At 67.1% G+C, this 18,909-nt stretch carries 18 protein-coding genes; 8 read left to right on the top strand and 10 right to left on the bottom strand.

Translation table 11 applies throughout. The annotated features are described in order from the left end of the window. From G3N98_RS31540 to G3N98_RS31510, 7 genes are all read right to left on the bottom strand, one after another. On the bottom strand, positions 1-1,642 hold a 1,642-nt coding region (locus G3N98_RS31540; RefSeq protein ID WP_206150389.1), incomplete at its 3' end, for a type II and III secretion system protein family protein. A gap of 99 nt (positions 1,643-1,741) precedes the next feature. Beyond that, positions 1,742-2,581: a Flp pilus assembly protein CpaB gene (gene cpaB, locus G3N98_RS31535; protein WP_089429726.1), complete on the bottom strand. Its 840-nt coding sequence runs from the start codon at positions 2,579-2,581 to the stop codon at positions 1,742-1,744. A gap of 35 nt (positions 2,582-2,616) precedes the next feature. Further along, positions 2,617-4,017 (bottom strand): ATP-binding protein, encoded by a 1,401-nt coding sequence (locus G3N98_RS31530; RefSeq protein ID WP_206150388.1) that lies wholly within the window; start codon positions 4,015-4,017, stop codon positions 2,617-2,619. Between the two features lie 32 nt (positions 4,018-4,049). Further along, positions 4,050-4,589, bottom strand: coding sequence for a prepilin peptidase (locus G3N98_RS31525; RefSeq protein ID WP_206150387.1), 540 nt, complete (start codon positions 4,587-4,589; stop codon positions 4,050-4,052). 63 nt (positions 4,590-4,652) lie between these two features. After that, the gene (locus tag G3N98_RS31520) at positions 4,653-4,859 is read right to left on the bottom strand and encodes a Flp family type IVb pilin (protein ID WP_089429729.1); all 207 of its coding nucleotides are present in this window, start codon (positions 4,857-4,859) and stop codon (positions 4,653-4,655) included. An 82-nt stretch (positions 4,860-4,941) separates the two neighbouring features. Beyond that, on the bottom strand, positions 4,942-5,133 hold the full coding sequence (locus G3N98_RS31515) for a Flp family type IVb pilin (protein ID WP_089476198.1): 192 nt from the start codon (positions 5,131-5,133) through the stop codon (positions 4,942-4,944). A gap of 141 nt (positions 5,134-5,274) precedes the next feature. Continuing rightward, positions 5,275-5,466, bottom strand: coding sequence for a Flp family type IVb pilin (locus G3N98_RS31510; protein WP_039355485.1), 192 nt, complete (start codon positions 5,464-5,466; stop codon positions 5,275-5,277). A gap of 1,052 nt (positions 5,467-6,518) precedes the next feature. On the opposite strand from G3N98_RS31510, the gene G3N98_RS31505 reads away from it, so the two are divergent. From G3N98_RS31505 to G3N98_RS31480, 6 genes are all read left to right on the top strand, one after another. Beyond that, positions 6,519-7,757: a glycosyltransferase family 87 protein gene (locus G3N98_RS31505; protein WP_206150386.1), complete on the top strand. Its 1,239-nt coding sequence runs from the start codon at positions 6,519-6,521 to the stop codon at positions 7,755-7,757. Next, on the top strand, positions 7,754-9,133 hold the full coding sequence (locus tag G3N98_RS31500; protein ID WP_206150385.1) for a glycosyltransferase family 87 protein: 1,380 nt from the start codon (positions 7,754-7,756) through the stop codon (positions 9,131-9,133). The genes G3N98_RS31505 and G3N98_RS31500 overlap by 4 nt, the downstream gene beginning before the upstream one ends. Positions 9,134-9,157: 24 nt before the next feature. Continuing rightward, on the top strand, positions 9,158-10,201 hold the full coding sequence (locus tag G3N98_RS31495) for a glycosyltransferase family 2 protein (RefSeq protein WP_089433738.1): 1,044 nt from the start codon (positions 9,158-9,160) through the stop codon (positions 10,199-10,201). A gap of 15 nt (positions 10,202-10,216) precedes the next feature. Then, positions 10,217-10,600 (top strand): GtrA family protein, encoded by a 384-nt coding sequence (locus G3N98_RS31490; protein WP_089476201.1) that lies wholly within the window; start codon positions 10,217-10,219, stop codon positions 10,598-10,600. 301 nt (positions 10,601-10,901) lie between these two features. Then, on the top strand, positions 10,902-11,405 hold the full coding sequence (locus G3N98_RS31485; protein ID WP_011349899.1) for an inclusion body family protein: 504 nt from the start codon (positions 10,902-10,904) through the stop codon (positions 11,403-11,405). A 65-nt stretch (positions 11,406-11,470) separates the two neighbouring features. Next, positions 11,471-12,361, top strand: coding sequence for an AidA/PixA family protein (locus tag G3N98_RS31480; protein WP_206150384.1), 891 nt, complete (start codon positions 11,471-11,473; stop codon positions 12,359-12,361). A 28-nt stretch (positions 12,362-12,389) separates the two neighbouring features. Here G3N98_RS31480 and G3N98_RS31475 read toward each other — a convergent pair whose 3' ends face one another. Together G3N98_RS31475 and G3N98_RS31470 are read right to left on the bottom strand one after the other, a co-directional pair. Then, the gene (locus tag G3N98_RS31475) at positions 12,390-13,328 is read right to left on the bottom strand and encodes an ABC transporter substrate-binding protein (protein WP_206150383.1); all 939 of its coding nucleotides are present in this window, start codon (positions 13,326-13,328) and stop codon (positions 12,390-12,392) included. A 98-nt stretch (positions 13,329-13,426) separates the two neighbouring features. Next, positions 13,427-14,545, bottom strand: coding sequence for a TauD/TfdA family dioxygenase (locus tag G3N98_RS31470; RefSeq protein WP_206150382.1), 1,119 nt, complete (start codon positions 14,543-14,545; stop codon positions 13,427-13,429). Between the two features lie 435 nt (positions 14,546-14,980). Here G3N98_RS31470 and G3N98_RS31465 point away from each other — a divergent pair, with 435 nt between their 5' ends. Further along, positions 14,981-16,426: an MFS transporter gene (locus G3N98_RS31465; RefSeq protein ID WP_206150381.1), complete on the top strand. Its 1,446-nt coding sequence runs from the start codon at positions 14,981-14,983 to the stop codon at positions 16,424-16,426. Between the two features lie 44 nt (positions 16,427-16,470). After that, complete coding sequence (locus G3N98_RS31460; protein ID WP_206150380.1) at positions 16,471-17,739, top strand: ATP-grasp domain-containing protein; 1,269 nt, start codon at positions 16,471-16,473, stop codon at positions 17,737-17,739. A 52-nt stretch (positions 17,740-17,791) separates the two neighbouring features. Here G3N98_RS31460 and G3N98_RS31455 read toward each other — a convergent pair whose 3' ends face one another. Beyond that, complete coding sequence (locus G3N98_RS31455; RefSeq protein ID WP_089476207.1) at positions 17,792-18,667, bottom strand: LysR family transcriptional regulator; 876 nt, start codon at positions 18,665-18,667, stop codon at positions 17,792-17,794. Positions 18,668-18,909 lie beyond the last annotated feature (242 nt).

Below are 18,909 nucleotides of genomic sequence, written 5' to 3'. Positions count from 1 at the left end.
CCGGGCCGGCGGGCGCTTCCGATTGCGGTGCCGGCGCGGGGGCCGGTGCCTGGGCCGGGGTCTGCGGTGAGGCTGCCGCGCCGTTCGCCGGTTGGGCGCCGTGCTTGCGGAGGCCACCGCGGCCTTCCATGTTGCCCGTCGCATACACGTCGATTTCGTTCGGCTTCGTGAAGCTGTCGGTCGGCAGCGGCACGTCGGCGGTCTGCAGCGGCTTCACCAGGTGCGGCGTGATCACGAAGATCAACTCGGTGCGGTCCTGCTGGAACGAGGTACTGCGGAGCAGCGCGCCGAGCACGGGAATTTCGCCGACACCGGGGAGCGCCTTCAGCGCGCCGGTCCCGTTGTCCTTGATCAGCCCGCCGATCGCGAACGTTTCGCCGTCGCCCATCTGCACCGTCGTCGATGCGCGCCGCGTCGTGATCAGCGGCAGGATCGACGTGCCGCCGATGTTGGACGCGCTCAGCGTGACGCCCGTCTGCGACAGCTCCGACACTTCCGGCGCGACCTTCAGGCTGATCCGGCCGTTGCCCAGCACGGTCGGCGTGAACTTCAGCGCGACGCCGAACTCCTCTTCCTGCAGCGTGATCGACGAGACACCGTTGCTGCCGCTCTGCGGGATCGGGATGAAGATCTTGCCGCCGGCGAGGAACGTCGCCTCCTGGCCGCTGATCGTCACGAGATTCGGTTCCGCGAGGATCTTGACCAGGTTGTCGGTGTTCTGCGCGTCGGCCGCGAGGTTGAACGGCTTGTTGTTCGCCTTGCTGAAGGCGATGCCGGTGGCGACGCCCGCGAGCAGGTTGCTGACCAGCGCGCCGCTCCACGAACCGAAGCCGCCCTGGATGTTGAGCGCGCTGCCCATCTGGTTGATCAGCGTCTTCGACACCTCGGCCACCTTCACCTCGAGCATCACCTGCTGCGGCGACGTGACGTTCAGCATGTTGAGCACCCCGCCCGCCTTGCCGCCGCCCGCCGGATCGCCCGCGCTGTCGCCGTACGCCCGGGCGATCTGCATGGCCTGCTGCGCGGCCATCGAGCTCGACACGGTGCCGGCCAGCACGATCGTGCCGGCGGCGGTCGACACGTGGATGTCGCGCTCGCCCGGCATCAGCTGCATCAGCGACGCCTGCAGGCCGCCGGCATCCGCGCCGACCGCGACGTCGATCACGCGGCATGCCCCGCTCTTGCCCTGCACGATCATGTTGGTCGTGCCGACCGCGAGCCCGAGGATGTACAGGGTCTGCGGCGACACCATCGTGGCCTGCGCGACGGCCGGATTGCCGATCGTCCGATTACGGACCGGCTCCGGCATCGGCACCAGCAGCGACTTGCCGAGCGGCACGCTGACACTGGTCGATTCGCGCACGGCGCCGACGCAGTTCGGTCCGCGCAGCGGCCCCGCCGCTGCGGCGGGCGCGGCGGCCGCCACCGGCGCCATGCTGATCGTCATCTGCATCGGCCCCTTGCCGACCGCGGCCGGCGCGCTGGCGCCGCCCTTGGTCAGCGCGGCCGACTCGACGCCTTCCTGCGCGAGTGCGCCATAAACGGTCAGCCATCCCGAACAGAGGATCGCGGCCATCATCGTGCCCCGTGCGACGCGTGTCTGCAGCGGGCCGGTACCTGTGCATTGCGGTTTGATCTTCATTTCGTCTGATCCCCCGAGAGACCGGCGCCGTGCCGGTTATCGACTTCCAGGGCCGCCGCGCGTTGCCGGCGGCCGTTTATGTGACATCAATGAACTGATTCAGAAACACTCGACGCTGCCCTTCACGCCCGTCAGCACGCCGACGCAGTCGCGCCGTACCTCCGGCGCCGCGTGCGATGCGACGTGCACGCGTACCGTCTTCACACGGGCCGGTGCCGGCGGCGCTTCGGGTGCGGGCTCCTTGCCGAGCAGCGTCAGCTTGGTCGCCCCGTCGGTGTTCAGCGTCTTCTGGTCGACCTGGTTGCGCAGCACGAGCGACAGCGTGCCGACGCTGCGCGCGAGGTCGAGCCGTTCGGCCTGGTCGGGCGTGACTTCCAGCGTCACCGCGTTGACCACCTTCGGCGCCGTGTCGTCGCGGCTGACCTGCTGCGCGACGGCGAGCACGAGGATGTGCTCGAGCACGATCTTCGAGATGCTCTGCCCGTCGGTCTTGCCCTGTTGTTCCTGCGTGTTGACGATCACGTCGACGTAGTTGCCCGGCAGCGCGAAGCCCGCGACACCGACCACGTCGTTCACGCGCACCGTGATCGCGCGGCTGCCGTCGGCGATGACCGCGGACAGCCCGCCCTTCGTGCCGACCGGCGCGAGCTTCGACTCGATCACCGGCTCGCCGCGTGCGAGGCTGGTGCGCACGACGCGCCCTTCGAGCCCCTTCGTATCGGTGAACGCGCCGTTGGGCACGCTGCCCGACGGCCAGCTGACCATGTGGATCTGGTTCGGCCCGAGCGGTTCGCCCAGGTTCAGGTCGGTGTTGGCCACCGCGACCGGCGTGACCGAGCTCGTGGATGTCTGCACCAGCCAGTGGGACGCGAACACGACCGCGGCAAGACCCGCGACCATCGCGACGACCAGCATCATGACCGCTCGACTGTTTTTCATGGCAATGCTCCTCGACGAATCGTGAAAGAAACGGCTCAACCGGTAACGAACGTACGGCCACCGCGCTCGACGGGCGGCGGATGGCAGCCGTCACGTTCGGGTGCCGCGCCGAAATAGCTCGCCCACGCGTCGTACAGTGCGTCGTGCGTCACCTCGGGCGGATCGCCGCGGTAGCGCGCGCCGGCGGCCACGAGACGCAGCAGGTCCGCCGGGAAACAGGCGAGAAACGCCTTGCCGGTCGGCAGGTGCAGCCGATGCAGCAGGTAGTCGAATGCATCGCTCGCCGATACGAGTCCGAGCGATGCGCAGGCCGCGTTGTACACCTGGCGGTAGTCGTCGATCGACATCGCGCCGACGTGCAGCTTCGAGCCGAGGCGGCGCAGGAATGCGTCGTCGCCCAGCTGCTCCGGCGACAGGTTGCTCGAGAACACCGGCCAGACGTCGAACGGCATCACGAAGCGGTTGCCGGATTCGAGCGTCAGGAAATCGACGCCCCGATCGAGCGGACGCAGCCAGCGATTGAGCAGGTCGCGCGGCTCGACGCGCTGGCGGCCGAGATCGTCGACGACGTACATGCCCAGGTTCGCCTTCATGTGCGGCGGCGCCTGGTAGAAGCCGGCGGCCTCGTCGCGACGCAGGTCGAGCTCGTCGAGCGTCAGTTCGCCGCCCGACATCACGACCGGCCGTTGACACAGGCGCCAGCGGCGATCGACCGACAGGCCGCCGGACGGCGTGCCCGCGTCGACGTGCACGAGCGGATCGTAGATCTGGATCACTTCGCCGGCCGCGCAGATCGCGTGCGGCACCGGCACGCGGCCGCGCATCAGCGAGCCGAGCCGCTCGGCGAGGAAGGTCTTGCCGCTGCCGGCGGGGCCGTGGATCAGCAGCGGACGGCCGGCGTTCAGCGCAGCCGCCGCCGCATCGAGCAGCGACGTGTCGATCACGATGCCTTCGAACGCCGCCCACACTTCGTTCTGGCTGATGTGCAGCTTGCGTACCGAATGCGCGTCCAGGCATTCGATATAGGCATCGAGCGTCACCGGGGCGGGGCCGCTGTAGCCGCTGCGCGAGCGTTCTTCCAGCGCGAGCACGCGGCCCGCGTCGGTCAGGCGGAACGTCACGTCGAGATCGGTCGCACCGCGATGGGTGAGTTCGACGAGATGCTCGCGCACCAGGAATGCGAAGACGTCGTCGAGCACCGCGAGCGACAGGCAGTGCCGTTCGACCAGGTCGCCGTATGACGGGCGGCCGAGCATCAGTGTCGACTTCAGCACGAGGCCGGCAACGAACGTCATGCTCAACCCGGTTTCCTCGAGCGAGCGCGGCGCCGCCGGCAACTGCGCGCCCAGCTTCGTATGCGCTTCCCGCGACGGCAACGGATCAGGCAGGCGTGCCACCTGTGCGTCGCGTCTCGGTTCGGTGTGATTCGTGTTCATGATCGTTCCGTCCTCGTTGCGGATGCGTCGCGCTATGCGCACGACACGAACAGCATGCCCAGCGTGCCGGCCGCGATCGCCACGCCGTACGGCAGCGTGCCGACCGATGCGATTTCGACGGGGCCGCCGGCGGCCTCGGCGCTCGCGCCTTGCAAGCGCCGCGCGATCAATACGCGCACGTTCGCCCACATCTGGCGCATCCGCCCGCGCAACAGCGCGAAGGCGATGGCGCCGATCCCGCCGGCCAGGAAGGTGGCCAGCACGATGTAAAACGTCATTTCCGCGCCGACCCAGGCGCCGATCGCGAGCATCAGCTTCACGTCGCCGGCCGCCATGCCGCGCAACAGGTAGAACGGCAGCAGCATGCCGAAGCCGGTCGCGGCGCCGGCGAGCCATCCGAGCGCACCTGCCACGACACCGTGCAACAGGCACTGGGCAACCAGCGCGCCGGCCAGGCCGAGCAGGACGAGACGGTTCGGAATGCGACGGGTCGCGATGTCCGTGCTGGCCGCGGCGACAGCGAGCAGCGTCACGCACAACGGAACCGGGTAAGGCGGCGCAACAGGGAGCATGGCGAACCTCGCAGTCGAATCGGTGGAATCGGTGGAATCGGTGGAATCCGTGGAATCGGCGGATCAGGAAACCATTGCCAGCGCGGTGGCCACGGCGGCCGTCACGGCCGTCGCGATCACCTCGTACGTATCGGCAAGCGAGCCTTTCAGCGTGACGACGCTGCCCAGCACCGCAACGGCGAACATCGCGCCGAGCAATGCATATTCGGTCGACGTCACACCCTGCTCGTCGCTGATCCAGCGACGTACGACGCGCATCGTGGCTTGCATGATGGTCTCCGGTTCCGGGTCGATCAGATGACCGGGGACGGCTCGAGCGCTGCACCGGCCGAGCCGTCCGCGGCACGATCCATCAGATGGCTGCGACCGCCGAATCGAGGTCGTCCGCGATCGTGGTGAACACGGTCTTGAGGTCCTTGCCGACCGTCGTCAGCGCGGCGATGATGCCGATGGCGATCAGTGCGGCGATCAGGCCGTATTCGATGGCCGTCACACCGTCTTCGTCGCGGATGAAACGGCTGGCTTGTTGAATGAACTTGGACATGATGATCTCCTTGCGTAGTCACTTTCAGATCCCTCGCGTGCCGGCAGGATCGATTGATCCGGCATCGATACGTCGAGGCATGGTGTTAATGCCGTGTGGTGCCAACGAACGAATCGGACGAGCCGTTCGCCGCACCGTCCATCAAATCGCAGCAACGATCGAATCCAGATCGTCGGCGACCGTGCTGAATACGGTCTTCAGATCCGTACCGACCGTCGTCAACGCGGCGACGATACCGATCGCGATCAGCGCGGCGATCAGGCCGTATTCAATGGCCGTCACACCGCCCTGATCCTCGACGAGCCAGGCGATCTTCTCGATGATTCTTGACATGAGCATTCTCCTTTCGGACTGCTATGAAATACCCTTCGTCCGTCAGGACGTCGGGGGTGGGCACCACCGGCACTACTCGAAAAATCGGAATGCGTCGCTCAGCTGCGGGAGCGGGGATAGACACCCCTGTCCGTGCGAACGGGTATCAATGAGGCCGTGAGCGAGAGAGGCGTGTACGGTGCGACCGGCCGGATGAACCGGACGATCCGATCGACCCGAACGGCACGACTGCCGTTCGACGCGTGGAATCCTGTTGAACGGGAGACAAACTCCCGGAAAATCCGCAATGTGTCTTTAATGCGGTTTGCGATCCGCAATATGCTGTGGTCTTTCATTTTTATTCCCCAAATGCTGCCATGCCGATTTCTTATTGCCCTGACGCTACCGGGTCTCATGGGTCATTCGACGAAGCCTTGCTCGGTTGATCGACCTGGAGCTGCGTGTTCCCCGTCGCGCTCCGGCCCTCCTTTCCGCAGGTGATTCCGCAACGGGTTCCGTCTGTCCTTTGCCGGAACCGCCCGGTCGTCACCTCGTCGACTGCCGTGCCAACGCTTACGCAAAGAGCAGGCCACCCCGAACGAAATCCAGGCGTATCAAGCGTTCCAGCGATGCCCGTCCTCCCCGGCCCGAGGCGGGATGCGCGAAATGTTTCAAAATTGATCGATCCGCCCGCGCACGCGTTGCACGCCTGAACGCCGGTCGCCGCGCTGCAACAAGGGTCTCAATTTTTTTCTCGGGACTTTCCCGAACGCATCCGGCCGCTCGGGCGCCGCGGTATCGGCGGCACGCAAACCCGGTAAAAAACGCGGAATGTTTCAAGCCAGATACATGAAATCCGGTCGCGCCGTTTTCTCATACGTGAAAACGCGGTTTTCACGCGTATCGCTGAACAATTTAAATACCCGCCGTCCGTGTGCGATTTGCATCGTGCGATTTTTTCTTCAACAATGATTTCACCGGACAACGCGATTTCAGCGCGATTCGATCCGCGGGCACGACAACATGAAAACGGCTGTGAAAGACCACGCAGCCTTCACTACAGACGGGGAATCATGTACACAGCCAACCGTGAAATGCGCGGGCGTGCAATACGCCGCATCCAATGGCTGACAGCCGACCGGATCATTCCGTACAGCTGCATCATGCTGATGCTCTTCACCGCATTGCTGATCCTGTGGGGGATCGTGACCGACGGCTTCACGTCGACCACCACGGTCCGCCCCGGCACCGACTTCTCCGTCTTCTGGACCGCATCGCATCTCGTGTTGCAAGGCCACGCCGCATCGGTCTACGACATTTCCTCATTCAAGCAGGCCGAGTTCGCGCACTTCGGTGCGTCTCTGCAGCACCAGCCGCTTCCCTGGCTCTATCCGCCGACGATGCTGCTGTTCATCGCGCCGCTTGCCCTTGTGCCTTTCCTGCCCGCGTATTTCCTCTTTTTGGCGGGCAGTCTTTTATGCTACGCGTTCGCAGTCTCGCGGTTGTCGGGATTGCGCGCGCATCTTCCCCACCCGCGCGCCGCCACGCTCGTCGTGGTCGCGTATTCAGGGGTGTGCCTGTCAGCGCTGTTCGGCCAGAACAGCGTCCTGACCGCCGGCCTCGCCGCGCTCGCGCTGCATCTGCTGGGCAAGCGCCCGGTCGTGGCCGGCGTGGTGATCGGGTTGCTTGCGATCAAGCCGCAACTCGCCGTCGTGTTTCCGTTCGTGCTGATCGCGGCGCGGGCATGGCGCACGTTCGCGGCGGCCGCGCTGAGCGCGACGCTGTTCGCGGCGGCCGGGATTGCACTGACCGGCCCTGGCGCGCTGCACGGTTTGAGCCAGGCCATGTCGACGGTACGCGACATGCATTTCATGCTCGCGTCGTACTGGTTCGCGTCGCCGACGCCGTTCGCCGCGTTGCGGCTCGCGGGTGCACCGGTGGCCGCCGCGCTGGCCGCGCAAGCGGCGGTCGCACTGATCGCGATCGCCGCAGCTGTCGATGTATGGCGCCGTACCCCCGACATGCGCCTGCGCGGCGCGGTGCTGGCGGTCGCCACGCTGCTGACGACACCCTATCTGTGGCATTACGAACTGACGTGGCTCGGCATCGCGATCTTCTGCCTGATCGCGCACGGCCTCGACGAAGGCTGGCTGCCCGGCGACCAGGGCATCCTCGTGCTCGCGTGGCTGCTGCCGGTCTTCGAGATGTTCAACCGGTTGACGAAGCTGCCTCAGATCGGGCCGGTCGTGCTGCTCGCGGTGCTGCTCGTCGTCGTGCGTCGCGCGGCCGTTGCGTCACGGACCACGCCATGAAAGCGCCTTCGTTCGCCCGCCACGCGCATGCCGCCACCGATGTGCATCCGGAACTCCCGATCGCGGGCCCGCGCCGCTATCCGCACTGGCTCAATCGCGAACGCGTGCGCCTTTATGCGGCCGCCGTGCTGATGGCGGAACTGCTGTTCATCGGCATCTATTCGCTCCGCGTGTTCCTGTCGCACCACGGCGCACCGGAACCGCTGTCGCCGGATTTCTCGCCGATCTGGAGCGCGGCGTGGCTCGCCGCGCACGGGCACGCGGCCGATGCATGGCATTTCCCCGCGCTGCTCGCGATCCAGAAGCTCGCGATTCCGGCGATGAATCTCGCGGACGGCACGCTCCCGTGGCTCTATCCGCCGTCCATGCTGCTGCTCGTGCTGCCGCTCGGCTGGCTGCCGTACACGCTGGCGCTCGTGCTGTGGCTCGGGCTCACGTATGGGCTGTTCGCGGCAACGATCCGCGCGATCGTGCAGCGCGATGCCGCGTGGCTGTGCGCGCTCGCGTTCCCCGGCGCGTTCCTCACGGTGATCGCCGGGCAGACCAGCCTCTTCACCGCGTTGCTCGCCGGCGCCGGCCTGCTCGCGCTGAACCGCCGCCCGGTGTACGCCGGAATCTGCTTCGGTTTGCTGACGATGAAGCCGCAGCTCGCGGTGCTGTTCCCGCTCGCGCTGCTGTGCGCGGGTCAATGGCGCGCGCTGGCCGCGTGGGCCGCGACGATCGCGTGCAGCGTCGCGCTCTCGACCCTCGCGTTCGGGTTCGTCCCGTGGCTCACGTTCGCGCATGTGATCGACCACGTCTACGCGATCGTCGGCGCCGGCCAGGCCAAGCTCGTGCGCATGCCGTCGGTGTTCGCGCTCGCAATGATGGCAGGCTGGCCCGCCATCGTCGCGGACGGCCTCCAGTTGCTGTCGGCCGCGACCGCGGCCGTCGCCGTCATCTATGCATGGCGCGGCGCCTGTTCATACGCGCTGCGTGCCGCGACCCTCGCCTGCGCCTGCCTGCTCGTCAGTCCCTATCTGTACGACTACGACCTGACCTGGTACGGCATCGTGATCGCGTGGTACGCGCGCTATGCGTGGACGCACGGCTGGCGCCGCCTCGATCGCGAATGGCTGATGCTGCTGTGGCTGATGCCGCTCGCGGGTCTCACGGTCGTGCCGCATCTGTCGTTCCAGTTCATGCCGCTCGTCACGCTGGCGTCGCTCGGGCTGCTCGTCAGCCGGATCGCCCGGGAACGACACGACGTGCCGTTGATGCCGGACACACGCGACAACTCGACCGAAACCGCGTTCTCGCATCAGGCCCGAACGCACCACCGCCCGGCGTACGGAATGCGCCGCACCGGCCGACCGACCATCGGCGCGCAACGGTGAAACGACATCACAAGGGGAATCATCATGCGGGAACCACTCTATACACCGCTCATCTCGCTGGTCGTGCCGTTCTATAACGAAGGCGAGGCCGTTGAGCACTTCTTCGACGTCGTGATTCCGCTGATGACGTCCATCGACGCGATCCGTTTCGAGATCGTCTGCGTGAACGACGGCAGCCGCGACGACACGCTCGACCGGCTGATCCGGATCAGCACCGCCGAGCGGCGCGTGCGCGTGATCGACCTCACCCGCAACTTCGGCAAGGAAGCGGCGCTCACGGCCGGCCTCGACGAAGCGCTCGGCGACGCGGTGATCCCGCTCGACGCCGACCTGCAGGATCCGCCGAGCCTGATCCCCGTGATGATCGAGCACTGGCGCGACGGCGCGGAAGTCGTCGCGGCGAAGCGCAGCAACCGCGCGTGCGACTCGTTCGCGAAACGCACGGCGGCCGCGATCTACTATCGCGTGCACAACCTGCTGTCGGACGTGAAACTGCCGGAGAACGTCGGCGATTTCCGGCTGATGGACCGCAAGGTCGTGAACGCGCTGCGCAACCTGCCCGAGCGGCATCGCTTCATGAAGGGGCTGTTCGCGTGGGTCGGCTACCGCACCGTGATCGTCGAATACCAGCGCGACGCGCGCAGCGCCGGGCACTCTAAGTTCTCCGGCTGGAAGCTGTGGAATTTCGCGCTGGAAGGCATCACCAGCTTCAGCACCGTGCCGCTGCGCAGCTGGACCTACATCGGCGTCGGCATCGCCACGCTCGCGTTCCTGTACGGCGCGTTCATCATCTTCCGCACGCTGCTGTTCGGCAATCCGGTGCTCGGCTACGCATCGCTGATCTCGGTCACGCTGTTCATCGGCGGGATCGAGCTCATCGGGATCGGTGTCGTCGGCGAATACGTCGGGCGGATCTACGACGAGTCGAAGCAGCGGCCCGTCTACCTGATCCGCCGCCGCTACCAGGCGCACGGCAAGGTGATCGAACTCCCGGTCGCGCGCGATGCGCGCCGCCAGATCGCCCGCCGGCGCGTGCAGCCGACCCGTGCGCGGATCGGCGCACGCTGACGCGCGCCAACGGCCATGATCGCCCTGCTCCATGCCGAGCGCACGCGGCTCGTGCGCTTCGGCGTGTCCGGGCTCGGCTCGACCGCGATCCACACGCTGGTGGCCGCGGCGCTGTTCGCGCGGTTCGACGCGACGCTGGTGACGGCGAACGCGATCGCCTTCCTCTGCGCGACGGCCTTCTCGTATCTCGCGAATACGCTGTGGAGCTTCTCGTCGACGGTGGGCACGCGCAACGCGGTGCGCTTTCTCGCGGTCACGCTGGCCGGCTTCGTCGAAACGATGCTGCTCGCGCGTGCGGCCGAAGCGCTCGAAGGTTCCCGCGCGATGAGCATCGTCGCGATCGCGCTGCTGGTTCCGCCGACCACGTTCGCGCTGCACCGGCTGTGGACCTACCGGTAAGCAATCCTTCCCCGCCCGCCGCTGCCGGACAGCATCGGCCATTCGATTAACAGGTTCAATGTCGTTATATTTATGTAACGCATCGAGCCGATTGAAGCCGATTTTAAAATTACCGTCCGAAATAATATTAATACCCTGTTTACATTTACAGCTTCCGGAATTAACCGAACGGGATAATCTGCATTCGCCATCTCGCCTGCACGTGCCTTGATCGGCACGAAGCCTTGCAGGACAAGGCGATGGCGGCCGCACGAAGAAATTCGCGCAACAATAAGTCCCATTCATTCAAACGGGAGCTTCTATGTCACGCGTCACTGATGTGCTCGTCTCTTTCGATACCGAAACCATTCTCAAAAAATATCCGAATCCCAGCAAGAACCCGGCCGCACCGACGCTGATCGATTGGCGCTATGTCTATATGGTGACCAACCAGGACAACGTCATCTCCGGGCAGGCAGGCGGCGAACTCGACCTGAAGGCGCAGGTCGGCGACCTGATCCGCTGGCGTGAAACGAGCCTGTCGCTGGGCTTCGAGAACCAGGTCGTGTTCTACAAGTTCGTCGGCAACGTCGGCAACGAACTGATCTCGACGCCGACACCGCGCGTCGCGGAAGCGTCCATTCCGGTGCCGAACACCAGCAAGCCCGAGGTGCCGACCTGCCAGAAGGTCGCGAACTACTACTGGTCGTCGGAGTGCCTGAAAGTCGGCCGCGTGACGTACCACTTCCAGTTCCAGATCATCGATCGCAACTGCCAGAGCCAGGGCTGCTTCTCCTGGGATCCGTTCATCTCGATCCATAACTGATCGCGGCAGGCGGGCGGCCGCGCGGCGGCTGCCCGCATCATCCACTTGTTGCGGAGGAAGCGCTCATGTCTGGTCTTCGTTGCGATGTGCTGGTGATCGTCGACGCCGTCACGTTGCTGTCGGCCTACCCCGAGGCAAGCCGGGACCCGGCCGCGCCGACCGTGATCGACGGCCGGCACCTCTACGTGGTGAGCCCCGGCGACGCCGCGCCGCTCGGCCACAACGACAGCCGCCTCTTTACCGGCCTGTCGCCGGGCGACCAGCTGCGCCTGCGCGAAACCGCGCTGGCCTTGCGTGCCGAGGCAAGCGTGCTGTTCGTGCGGTTCACGTTGAAGGATGCGGGCATCGTCGCGCCGATCGAACCCGAAGTGCGCGATGCGGCCACGCCCGTGCCGAATGCCGACGACCTGCTGCATCCGCCGTGCCACCCGATGCAGGACCACTACTGGCGCAGCGACGTGCTGGCCGCGGGCGCCACCACGTGTACGGCCGATTTCGGCGTATACGACCGCGACGGCAACGTATCGGGCTATTTCCGCTGGGAAACGTCGATCGAGATCGCCGGGAGCCGGCCGGACACGAAGCAGCCCGGTTTCAAGCCGTCGTCGGATCGCAGTGGCCACTTCACGCTGCCGCCGAATACGGCGTTCAAGGCGATCTTCTACGCGAATGCCGCCGACCGGCAGGACCTGAAACTCTTCATCGACGATGCACCGGAACCGGCCGCATCGTTCGTCGGCAACAGCGAGGACGGCGTCAGGATGTTCACGCTGAACTCGAAAGGCGGCAAGATCCGGATCGACGCGTCGGCCAACGGCAGGCCATCCGCGACCGATGCACGCCTCGCGCCGCTGTCCGCGGGCGACTCGGTCTGGCTCGGCTGGCTGGGTGCCGAGGACGGCGCCGATGCCGACTACAACGACGGGATCGTGATCCTGCAGTGGCCGATCACCTGAGCGCCGTAGCAATCGGCGCGCGGGCGGTTCAGGTACGCGGCAGCCCCGGCGGATTGGTCTGCGACCGCTCGATCGCTTCGGCGTCGAGGCTCCAGCGGCCGAGCACCTTCCGGTAGCTGCCGTTCGCGATCAGCGCATTGATCGCGACCGTCAGCGGATCGGCGAGGCCGCTGCCCTTGCGCGTCGTGATCGCGATGTCCGCGGTGCGCGGCCAGCCGCCGCTCACCGTGCCGATCAGCTTCGCATCGCCGCGCAGCGACGCCTGGTACGCGAGCATCGAATTCACGCTGAAGATCGTGTCGACGCGCCCCGACTGCAGCGCGACCCAGCGCTCGGCCGCATCCGCGTAATACTGGATCTCGACCGGCGCGAGGCCGCGCGCGACGTTCTGCCGGTTCCACTCGAGCAGGATCTTTTCCTGGTTCGTGCCCGAATCGGTCACGACGCGCAGCCCGGCAACATCTTTCGGCTCGCGGATCGCGGCAATCCGGCTGCCGTTCTTCACGTAGAAGCCGAGCTGATCCTTCCGGTAGGTCGAGAAGTCGAATTTCTCCTTGCGCTGTTCGGTCACCGTCACGTTCGAGATCACCGCATCGACCTTGCCGGACTGCAGCGCGAGCGGCCAGTCGGCCCACGAAAGCGGCACGATCTTCAGCTTGCGGCCGATGCTGTCCGCGACGAGCTGCGCGAGATCGGGATCGAAGCCGACCACCGTTCGCGCATCGGTCGCATAGGTGCTGAGCGGCGGCAGGTTCGGCGCGATACCGATCGTCAGCGTGTTCGCCTCGGCAAACCGGAAGCCGGCCGGCAACGCCTGCTCGACCGCCGGGTTCACGGTGCCGCGCTGCCGGCCGGGCTGCTCGGGGCTCAGGTCGAACGTCGCGGCCTGCGCGGCCACGCTGCTGCCGATCAGGACGGCGGCCAGCACGCGAACGACGCGCGCGACGGGAAATGCTGTTCTGCTCATGTCTTCTGGATTCCTTTATTTTTGGAAGACGCGTGCGCGGAACGCGGGCGGGACGAACGATGTTCGCCGCCCGTCGCCGCCTGGCGTTCCCGGCCCGCTCAGGCCGGCGTCGCTTCGAGTTCGGCCGCGGCCGCGCGTTGCGTCACTGGTTGCACAACCGGCGACGGACGTGCCGCTTGCGACTCGCCCGCATACAGCGCCTTCGGATCGAACACGCGCGCCTGCAGCGGCGTGAACGCGCGGAAGTTCCACAGGCTGCGCGCGACGAACACGCGCTGCACCCAGCGGAATGCCCGGTCGTTCTCGTCGTATTGCGGATCGAAGCGGTCACGCGAATGCAGCGTGAAATGGTTGTTGATCAGCACCAGCTTGCCCGGTTGAACCTGCACGCCGAACGACACCTCGCGCACCGCGCGATACAGGTTGGCCAGCGCCTCCTGCGCGCGTGTGTTGACCGCCAGCACCATGTCCGGATAGAACGCGACCGTCACGCGCGGCGCATCGAGCGGCCCCGACAGCACCGCGCTCAGGTCGGTGTTGTCGCGCGGCGTCGGCGCGGCCCCGCGCCACCGGTACGGCACGCGGATGATGTAGTGCTCGCCATAGAGTTGCGCGATATCGTCCGGCGACAGCAGCTGCAGCGCACGACGCGCATCGGCGAGCCGCGTGTACGGACCGCCGCCGGCTTCGTTGCGCACGCCGAGCAGCAGCAACGCGAACGGCGACGTATCGCCTTCCGGCATGTGCGCCTGCGCGGCGTTCTCGATATGGAAATCGAGTTCGACCTCCGAGCCCAGGCCCGTATAGTCGCGCGCGGTCGCCTTGTGCGGCGTGAGATTGTTCACGAGCTCGCGGCCTTCGTGCGCAATCGAGTACGGCTCGCCGGCCAGCGTGCTCAACGCGACCAGCACGTTCTCGCTCAACACGCCGGCCTTGAACGAGCGGCCGGTTTCCTCGAACCTCGGGCTGCCCTTCACGTCGTCGTCGATCGGCAGGTTGTCGATCTCGATCGAGCCGTGCGCATCGGCGGTCGGCGCCTTCGCGCGATCGAACGCGTCGACGACCCGGTCGGGAAACGCGGTGTAGGCAAGCTTGCGCACCGCGCTGATGTAGCCCGCGCCGCCGGCCGGATCATAGGCCAGTGCGCCGAGCGTCGTCCGGATGTGACTCGATTCCGCTGCCGTCAAAACGATGCGTGCATCTGCGAGATAGGTCATAGGTCTCTCGTATAAAGATCGGAGGTCGATAAGCGGCATGGCACTACCGCCGCGCGTGGCCGTCCTCGGGGCCCGGCGCTCGACAAGACTAGGAGACCGTCATTGCATTGCGAAATGATATTAATTCGATTGCAAACAAAAAATTTCGATATAAGTTCAGCAACGCGGCGAGCGGCGGGCCGCGTCGTTCGCACCGTCGCTTAACACGAATGGTGGTTAAAAAATCGCTGGTTATTATTTGTATTCGCTAACGGGTCGATGCTAGTTTTCTGTCGGATTCGACGATGCGCCGGCCGTCGATCGGCAGCCGGCGCCCATCCTCCGCCCCACGGAAACCCGTTAGATGAACCGATTCCATCTGCTGCGCAGTACGCCCGGAAACGACGTGCCGTTGGCTGCATGCCGCCCCACCCGCCACGCGGCGCGGAGGACACGATGAGCGATCGAGCGCCGGCACTCGAGCGCACACTAGCCACCGGCGTGCCGCCGCATCGCACGTCGCTGCGCGCGATCTTCCCGACCGTCGCGGCCGCGAGCCTTGGCTTCGCGATCGTCCAGCTCGACGTGACCGTGGTCAACGTCGCGATTCCGAGCCTCGGCCATTCATTCGGATCGAGCGTCCACGGGCTGCAATGGATCGTCGATGCGTACACGCTGTCGTTCGCCGCGCTGCTGCTGACGTCCGGCACGCTGGCCGACCGCTTCGGCAGCCGCCGGCTGTTCGCGTACGGCCTTGCGCTGTTCCTGCTGGCATCGCTCGGCTGCGCGCTCGCGCCGTCGCTGGTCGCGCTGATCGCCGCGCGCGTCGCGCAGGGCGTGGGCGCCGCGATGATCCTGCCCACGTCGCTCGCGCTCATCACGCACGCGTGCGCCAACGATGCCGCCGCCCGTGTGCGGGCCGTCGCGTGGTGGAGCGCGACGGGCGGCGCGATCAGCGCGGCCGGGCCGACGCTCGGCGGCCTGCTGATCGATTCGCTCGGCTGGCGTGCGATCTTCTTCATCAATCTGCCGATCTGTGCGGCCGGCCTGTGGCTCACGCTGCGCCACGTGCGCGATTCGGCCGCCGCGCGCACGCGGCTGTTCGATCCGGCCGGCCAGATCGTCGCGGTGCTCGTGCTCGCGCTGCTGACGGGCGGGATCATCCGGGCCGGCGCGCAGGGGGTGGGCGATCCGTATGCGGCCGGTGCGCTGGCCGCGTCGGTCGTGCTCGGCGCGCTGTTCGTCGCGATCGAGCGGCGCGTGGCCGCGCCGATGCTGCAGCTCGCCTTCTTCCGGATCGCGCGCGTGCCGGGCGTGATCGCGATCGGCGCGGTCACGAATGCCGCGTTCTACGGGCTGATCTTCTCGCTGAGCCTCTATTTCCAGAACGCGCGCGGCTTCACCGCGACCGAGTCGGGGCTCGCGCTCGCGCCGCTCACGATCATCATGCTCGCCAACATCGCGAGCGCACGTCTCGCCGTCCGCCATGGCTTCCGCGCGACCGTCATCGTCGGCCTCGCCGTGTCGCTCGCGGGCTACGTGTGGCTGTGGCAGACGCTCGGCGCGCACACGCCGTATGCGCTGCTGGCGCCCGGGCTCGCGGCGATGGCGATCGGCGGTGGGATCGCGATTCCCGCGCTGACCTCGACGATGCTCGGCAGCGTCGAGGCCGGCCGCGCGGCCACCGCGTCGGCGATCCTCAATACCGCGCGCCAGGTGGGCGCAGCCGTCGGCGTCGCGGCGCTCGGCGCACTGGTCGCGGGCCAGGGCGCGGCGATCGTGGCCGGCGCGGCACGCGGGTTCGCGGTCGCGGCCGTGCTCGTCGCCGTCTGCATCGTGCTGGCCGCGCGCTGGCCCGGCGATGCGCCCAGCGATGCGCCCGATAGCGGCCCGCGGGCCTGAGCCCAAGCCCCCTTCAACCGATCCCACAGCCCAGCGAGGAATCCATGCCGCACCGCTTCATCGATACCGTCCTGATCGTCGACGGCGCGTCGACAGCCGCCTATCTGGCGCCCGCGTTCCGCGCCTACGGCATCCGTTGCGCGCACGTGATCAGCGACCCCGACCTGCCGGAAATCTACCGGAACCAGTTCGTCCCGTCCGACTATATCCGCCAGGTCCAGCATCACGGCGATATCGACGCGACGCTCGCGCAGTTGAGCGACCTGCGGATCGGCGCGGTGCTGCACGGCCTCGACGCGGCGCTCGAACTGGCCGACACGCTCGCCGAACGGCTCGACGTGCCGACGCGCAATCCGCTCGCGACGTCGGCCGCGCGGCGCGACAAGTACGCGATGAACGAGCGGATTCGCCAGGCCGGCCTGCGTGCCCCGGCCCACTTCCACAGCACGTCGGTCGACGCCGCCCTCGAATGGGCGCGCGCGTACGGCACGCTGCCGCTCGTGGTGAAGCCGGCGCGCAGCGCGGGCGTGACCGGCGTGAAGATCTGCCGGACGCTCGACCAGGTCGAGGCCGCCGCGCGCGACGTGCTGGCCACCCGTTCGCTGTACAACCAGCCGAACGACGACATCGTGATCCAGAGCTATTCGGAGGGGCAGGAATACATCGTCGATTCGGTGTCGTTCGAAGGCCGCCACCGGGTGGTCAGCCTGTGGGAAGTGCACCGTGACCGCACGCATGCGCCGCGGCTCGACAAGATGCTGGTGCTGAATCACGCCGATCCGCGCTACGCGCCGCTGCTCGACTACGCGGCCGCCGTGCTCGATGCGCTGGACGTGCGCTTCGGGCCGACCCATCTCGAACTGTTCGATACGGCCGACGGCCCGACGATCGTCGAGCTGAACGCGCGGTTGCACGGCAGCCTCGATCCGCGGCTGACGAGTGCGGTCAGCGGCGAGAATCATGTGTCGGCTGCCGTGGAAGCGGTGCTGCATCCGGAGCGGCTGTTCGGTGACGTCGCCGCGCCGACGGATTTTCGGGGTTACTGCGGGCACGTGCTGCTGCTGTCGTCGCGCAACGGCGTGCTGCGGCAGGACTTCACGTGGCAGGCGATCCAGGCGCTGCCGTCGTTCGTCGGGCTCAAGCAATGGGCCAGGGTGGGCGACACGCTGCGCGTGACGACCGACCTGCAGACGGCGCTCGGCACCGTCGGCCTGTACAGCCCGACGTTCGAGCGGCTGCTGGAGGATTGCCGGCGGATTCGCGAGATCGAGGCTGAATTCTTCGCGGATGAACGGGCGGTTGCGCCGGTGTAGCGCGATCGGCGCCGCGCGTGCGGCGCGGTGCGGCGCGCCCAGGTGCGCCCCGCTAGCGCCCGAGCAGCGCCCCCGCCTGCCGTCCGAGCACCGCACGCAATGTATCGAGCTCGGGCAGCTCAGGCGCTTCCTCGGACGTGACGAGATAGGTCGTCACACTGTCGAGATCGTCGAACGAATGCGCCCGCAGTTCCTTGCGCGCCACGTGCTCGGTCGTGATCCGCTTCGGCAGGATCGCTATGCCCATGCCGGCCGCCACGCAGCCGAGGATCGCGCCGAACGTCCCGAACGACGCCACCGACTCGATCGCGATGCCGCGCGCCTTCAGCCAGTGCTCCGCGACCGCGCGATACGGGCAGCCGTCGTGAAACGCGAGCAGCCGCACCGGGTGGTCGGCCAGCACCTGCCGCCGCGTGGCCGTGGTCGCGCTCACCAGCACCATCTCTTCGGCGAACGCCGGCTCGTAGCGCAACCCGGGGCGCACGACCGCGCGCGCGGTGAGCGCGGCGTCGATCCGGCCGCGCAGCAGTGCATCGGCCAGATCCGGTTCGCTGCCGATCTGCACCGCAAGGCCGAGCGCCGGGTCGCGCGCCTTCAACGCAGCGGCGAGCGCCGGCAGCCGCGTGGCCGCCGTGCTTTCCATCGAGCCGAGCCGAAAGCTGCGCGCGACCGGTGCCTCGCGCACCACCTGCGTCGCTTCGTCGACGAGGCGCAGGATGCGATCGCAATACGGAATCAGCCGGCGCCCGGCGTCGTTCAGCACGAGCCGCTTGCCGTGCCGGTCGAACAGCGGCGCGTCGAGCGACGCTTCGAGCAGGCGCAGCCGCGCGGTGACGTTCGACTGCGTGCAGCCGAGCCGTTCGGCCGCGCGCAGCGCGCTGCCTTCCTGAACGACGGCCCGGAAGGTTTCGAGCAGAGGGATGTTCATATCACTTTCTCTTGTTACTGATCGCAGTTATATCATTTTACTTCGCCAAAAATCCGGATTAACCTTGCGGATACCCGGTGCCCGACGGCCCGCTCCCGAGGAATCCGCATGCCCTTCTCCGCCTGCCCTGGTCGCGCGACCGTCCGCCGTCGTCCCGAGGCTCGCCCGTGCGCACGCTGATCGCCGCGCTGGTGCGGCGCGGCCCGACCGTGCTCGCGTGCGGCGTCGGCCTCGGGCTGCTG

The organism is Burkholderia sp. Tr-20390, from assembly GCF_017104595.1.
Classification (GTDB): Bacteria; Pseudomonadota; Gammaproteobacteria; order Burkholderiales; family Burkholderiaceae; genus Burkholderia.
The sequence above is the reverse complement of the archived record's forward strand: the minus strand, read 5'-3'. Positions and strand labels throughout refer to the sequence as shown.

Coding starts and splice junctions, on each gene's coding strand:
- G3N98_RS31480 (WP_206150384.1), top strand. CDS start 11,471: ATGTCTGGTCTTCGTTGCGATGTGCTGGTGATCGTCGACGCCGTCACG.
- G3N98_RS31525 (WP_206150387.1), bottom strand. CDS start 4,589: ATGCTCCCTGTTGCGCCGCCTTACCCGGTTCCGTTGTGCGTGACGCTG.
- G3N98_RS31520 (WP_089429729.1), bottom strand. CDS start 4,859: ATGCAAGCCACGATGCGCGTCGTACGTCGCTGGATCAGCGACGAGCAG.
- G3N98_RS31485 (WP_011349899.1), top strand. CDS start 10,902: ATGTCACGCGTCACTGATGTGCTCGTCTCTTTCGATACCGAAACCATT.
- G3N98_RS31475 (WP_206150383.1), bottom strand. CDS start 13,328: ATGAGCAGAACAGCATTTCCCGTCGCGCGCGTCGTTCGCGTGCTGGCC.
- G3N98_RS31500 (WP_206150385.1), top strand. CDS start 7,754: ATGAAAGCGCCTTCGTTCGCCCGCCACGCGCATGCCGCCACCGATGTG.
- G3N98_RS31465 (WP_206150381.1), top strand. CDS start 14,981: ATGAGCGATCGAGCGCCGGCACTCGAGCGCACACTAGCCACCGGCGTG.
- cpaB (WP_089429726.1), bottom strand. CDS start 2,581: ATGAAAAACAGTCGAGCGGTCATGATGCTGGTCGTCGCGATGGTCGCG.
- G3N98_RS31460 (WP_206150380.1), top strand. CDS start 16,471: ATGCCGCACCGCTTCATCGATACCGTCCTGATCGTCGACGGCGCGTCG.
- G3N98_RS31455 (WP_089476207.1), bottom strand. CDS start 18,667: ATGAACATCCCTCTGCTCGAAACCTTCCGGGCCGTCGTTCAGGAAGGC.
- G3N98_RS31490 (WP_089476201.1), top strand. CDS start 10,217: ATGATCGCCCTGCTCCATGCCGAGCGCACGCGGCTCGTGCGCTTCGGC.
- G3N98_RS31515 (WP_089476198.1), bottom strand. CDS start 5,133: ATGTCCAAGTTCATTCAACAAGCCAGCCGTTTCATCCGCGACGAAGAC.
- G3N98_RS31510 (WP_039355485.1), bottom strand. CDS start 5,466: ATGTCAAGAATCATCGAGAAGATCGCCTGGCTCGTCGAGGATCAGGGC.
- G3N98_RS31505 (WP_206150386.1), top strand. CDS start 6,519: ATGTACACAGCCAACCGTGAAATGCGCGGGCGTGCAATACGCCGCATC.
- G3N98_RS31470 (WP_206150382.1), bottom strand. CDS start 14,545: ATGACCTATCTCGCAGATGCACGCATCGTTTTGACGGCAGCGGAATCG.
- G3N98_RS31495 (WP_089433738.1), top strand. CDS start 9,158: ATGCGGGAACCACTCTATACACCGCTCATCTCGCTGGTCGTGCCGTTC.
- G3N98_RS31530 (WP_206150388.1), bottom strand. CDS start 4,017: ATGAACACGAATCACACCGAACCGAGACGCGACGCACAGGTGGCACGC.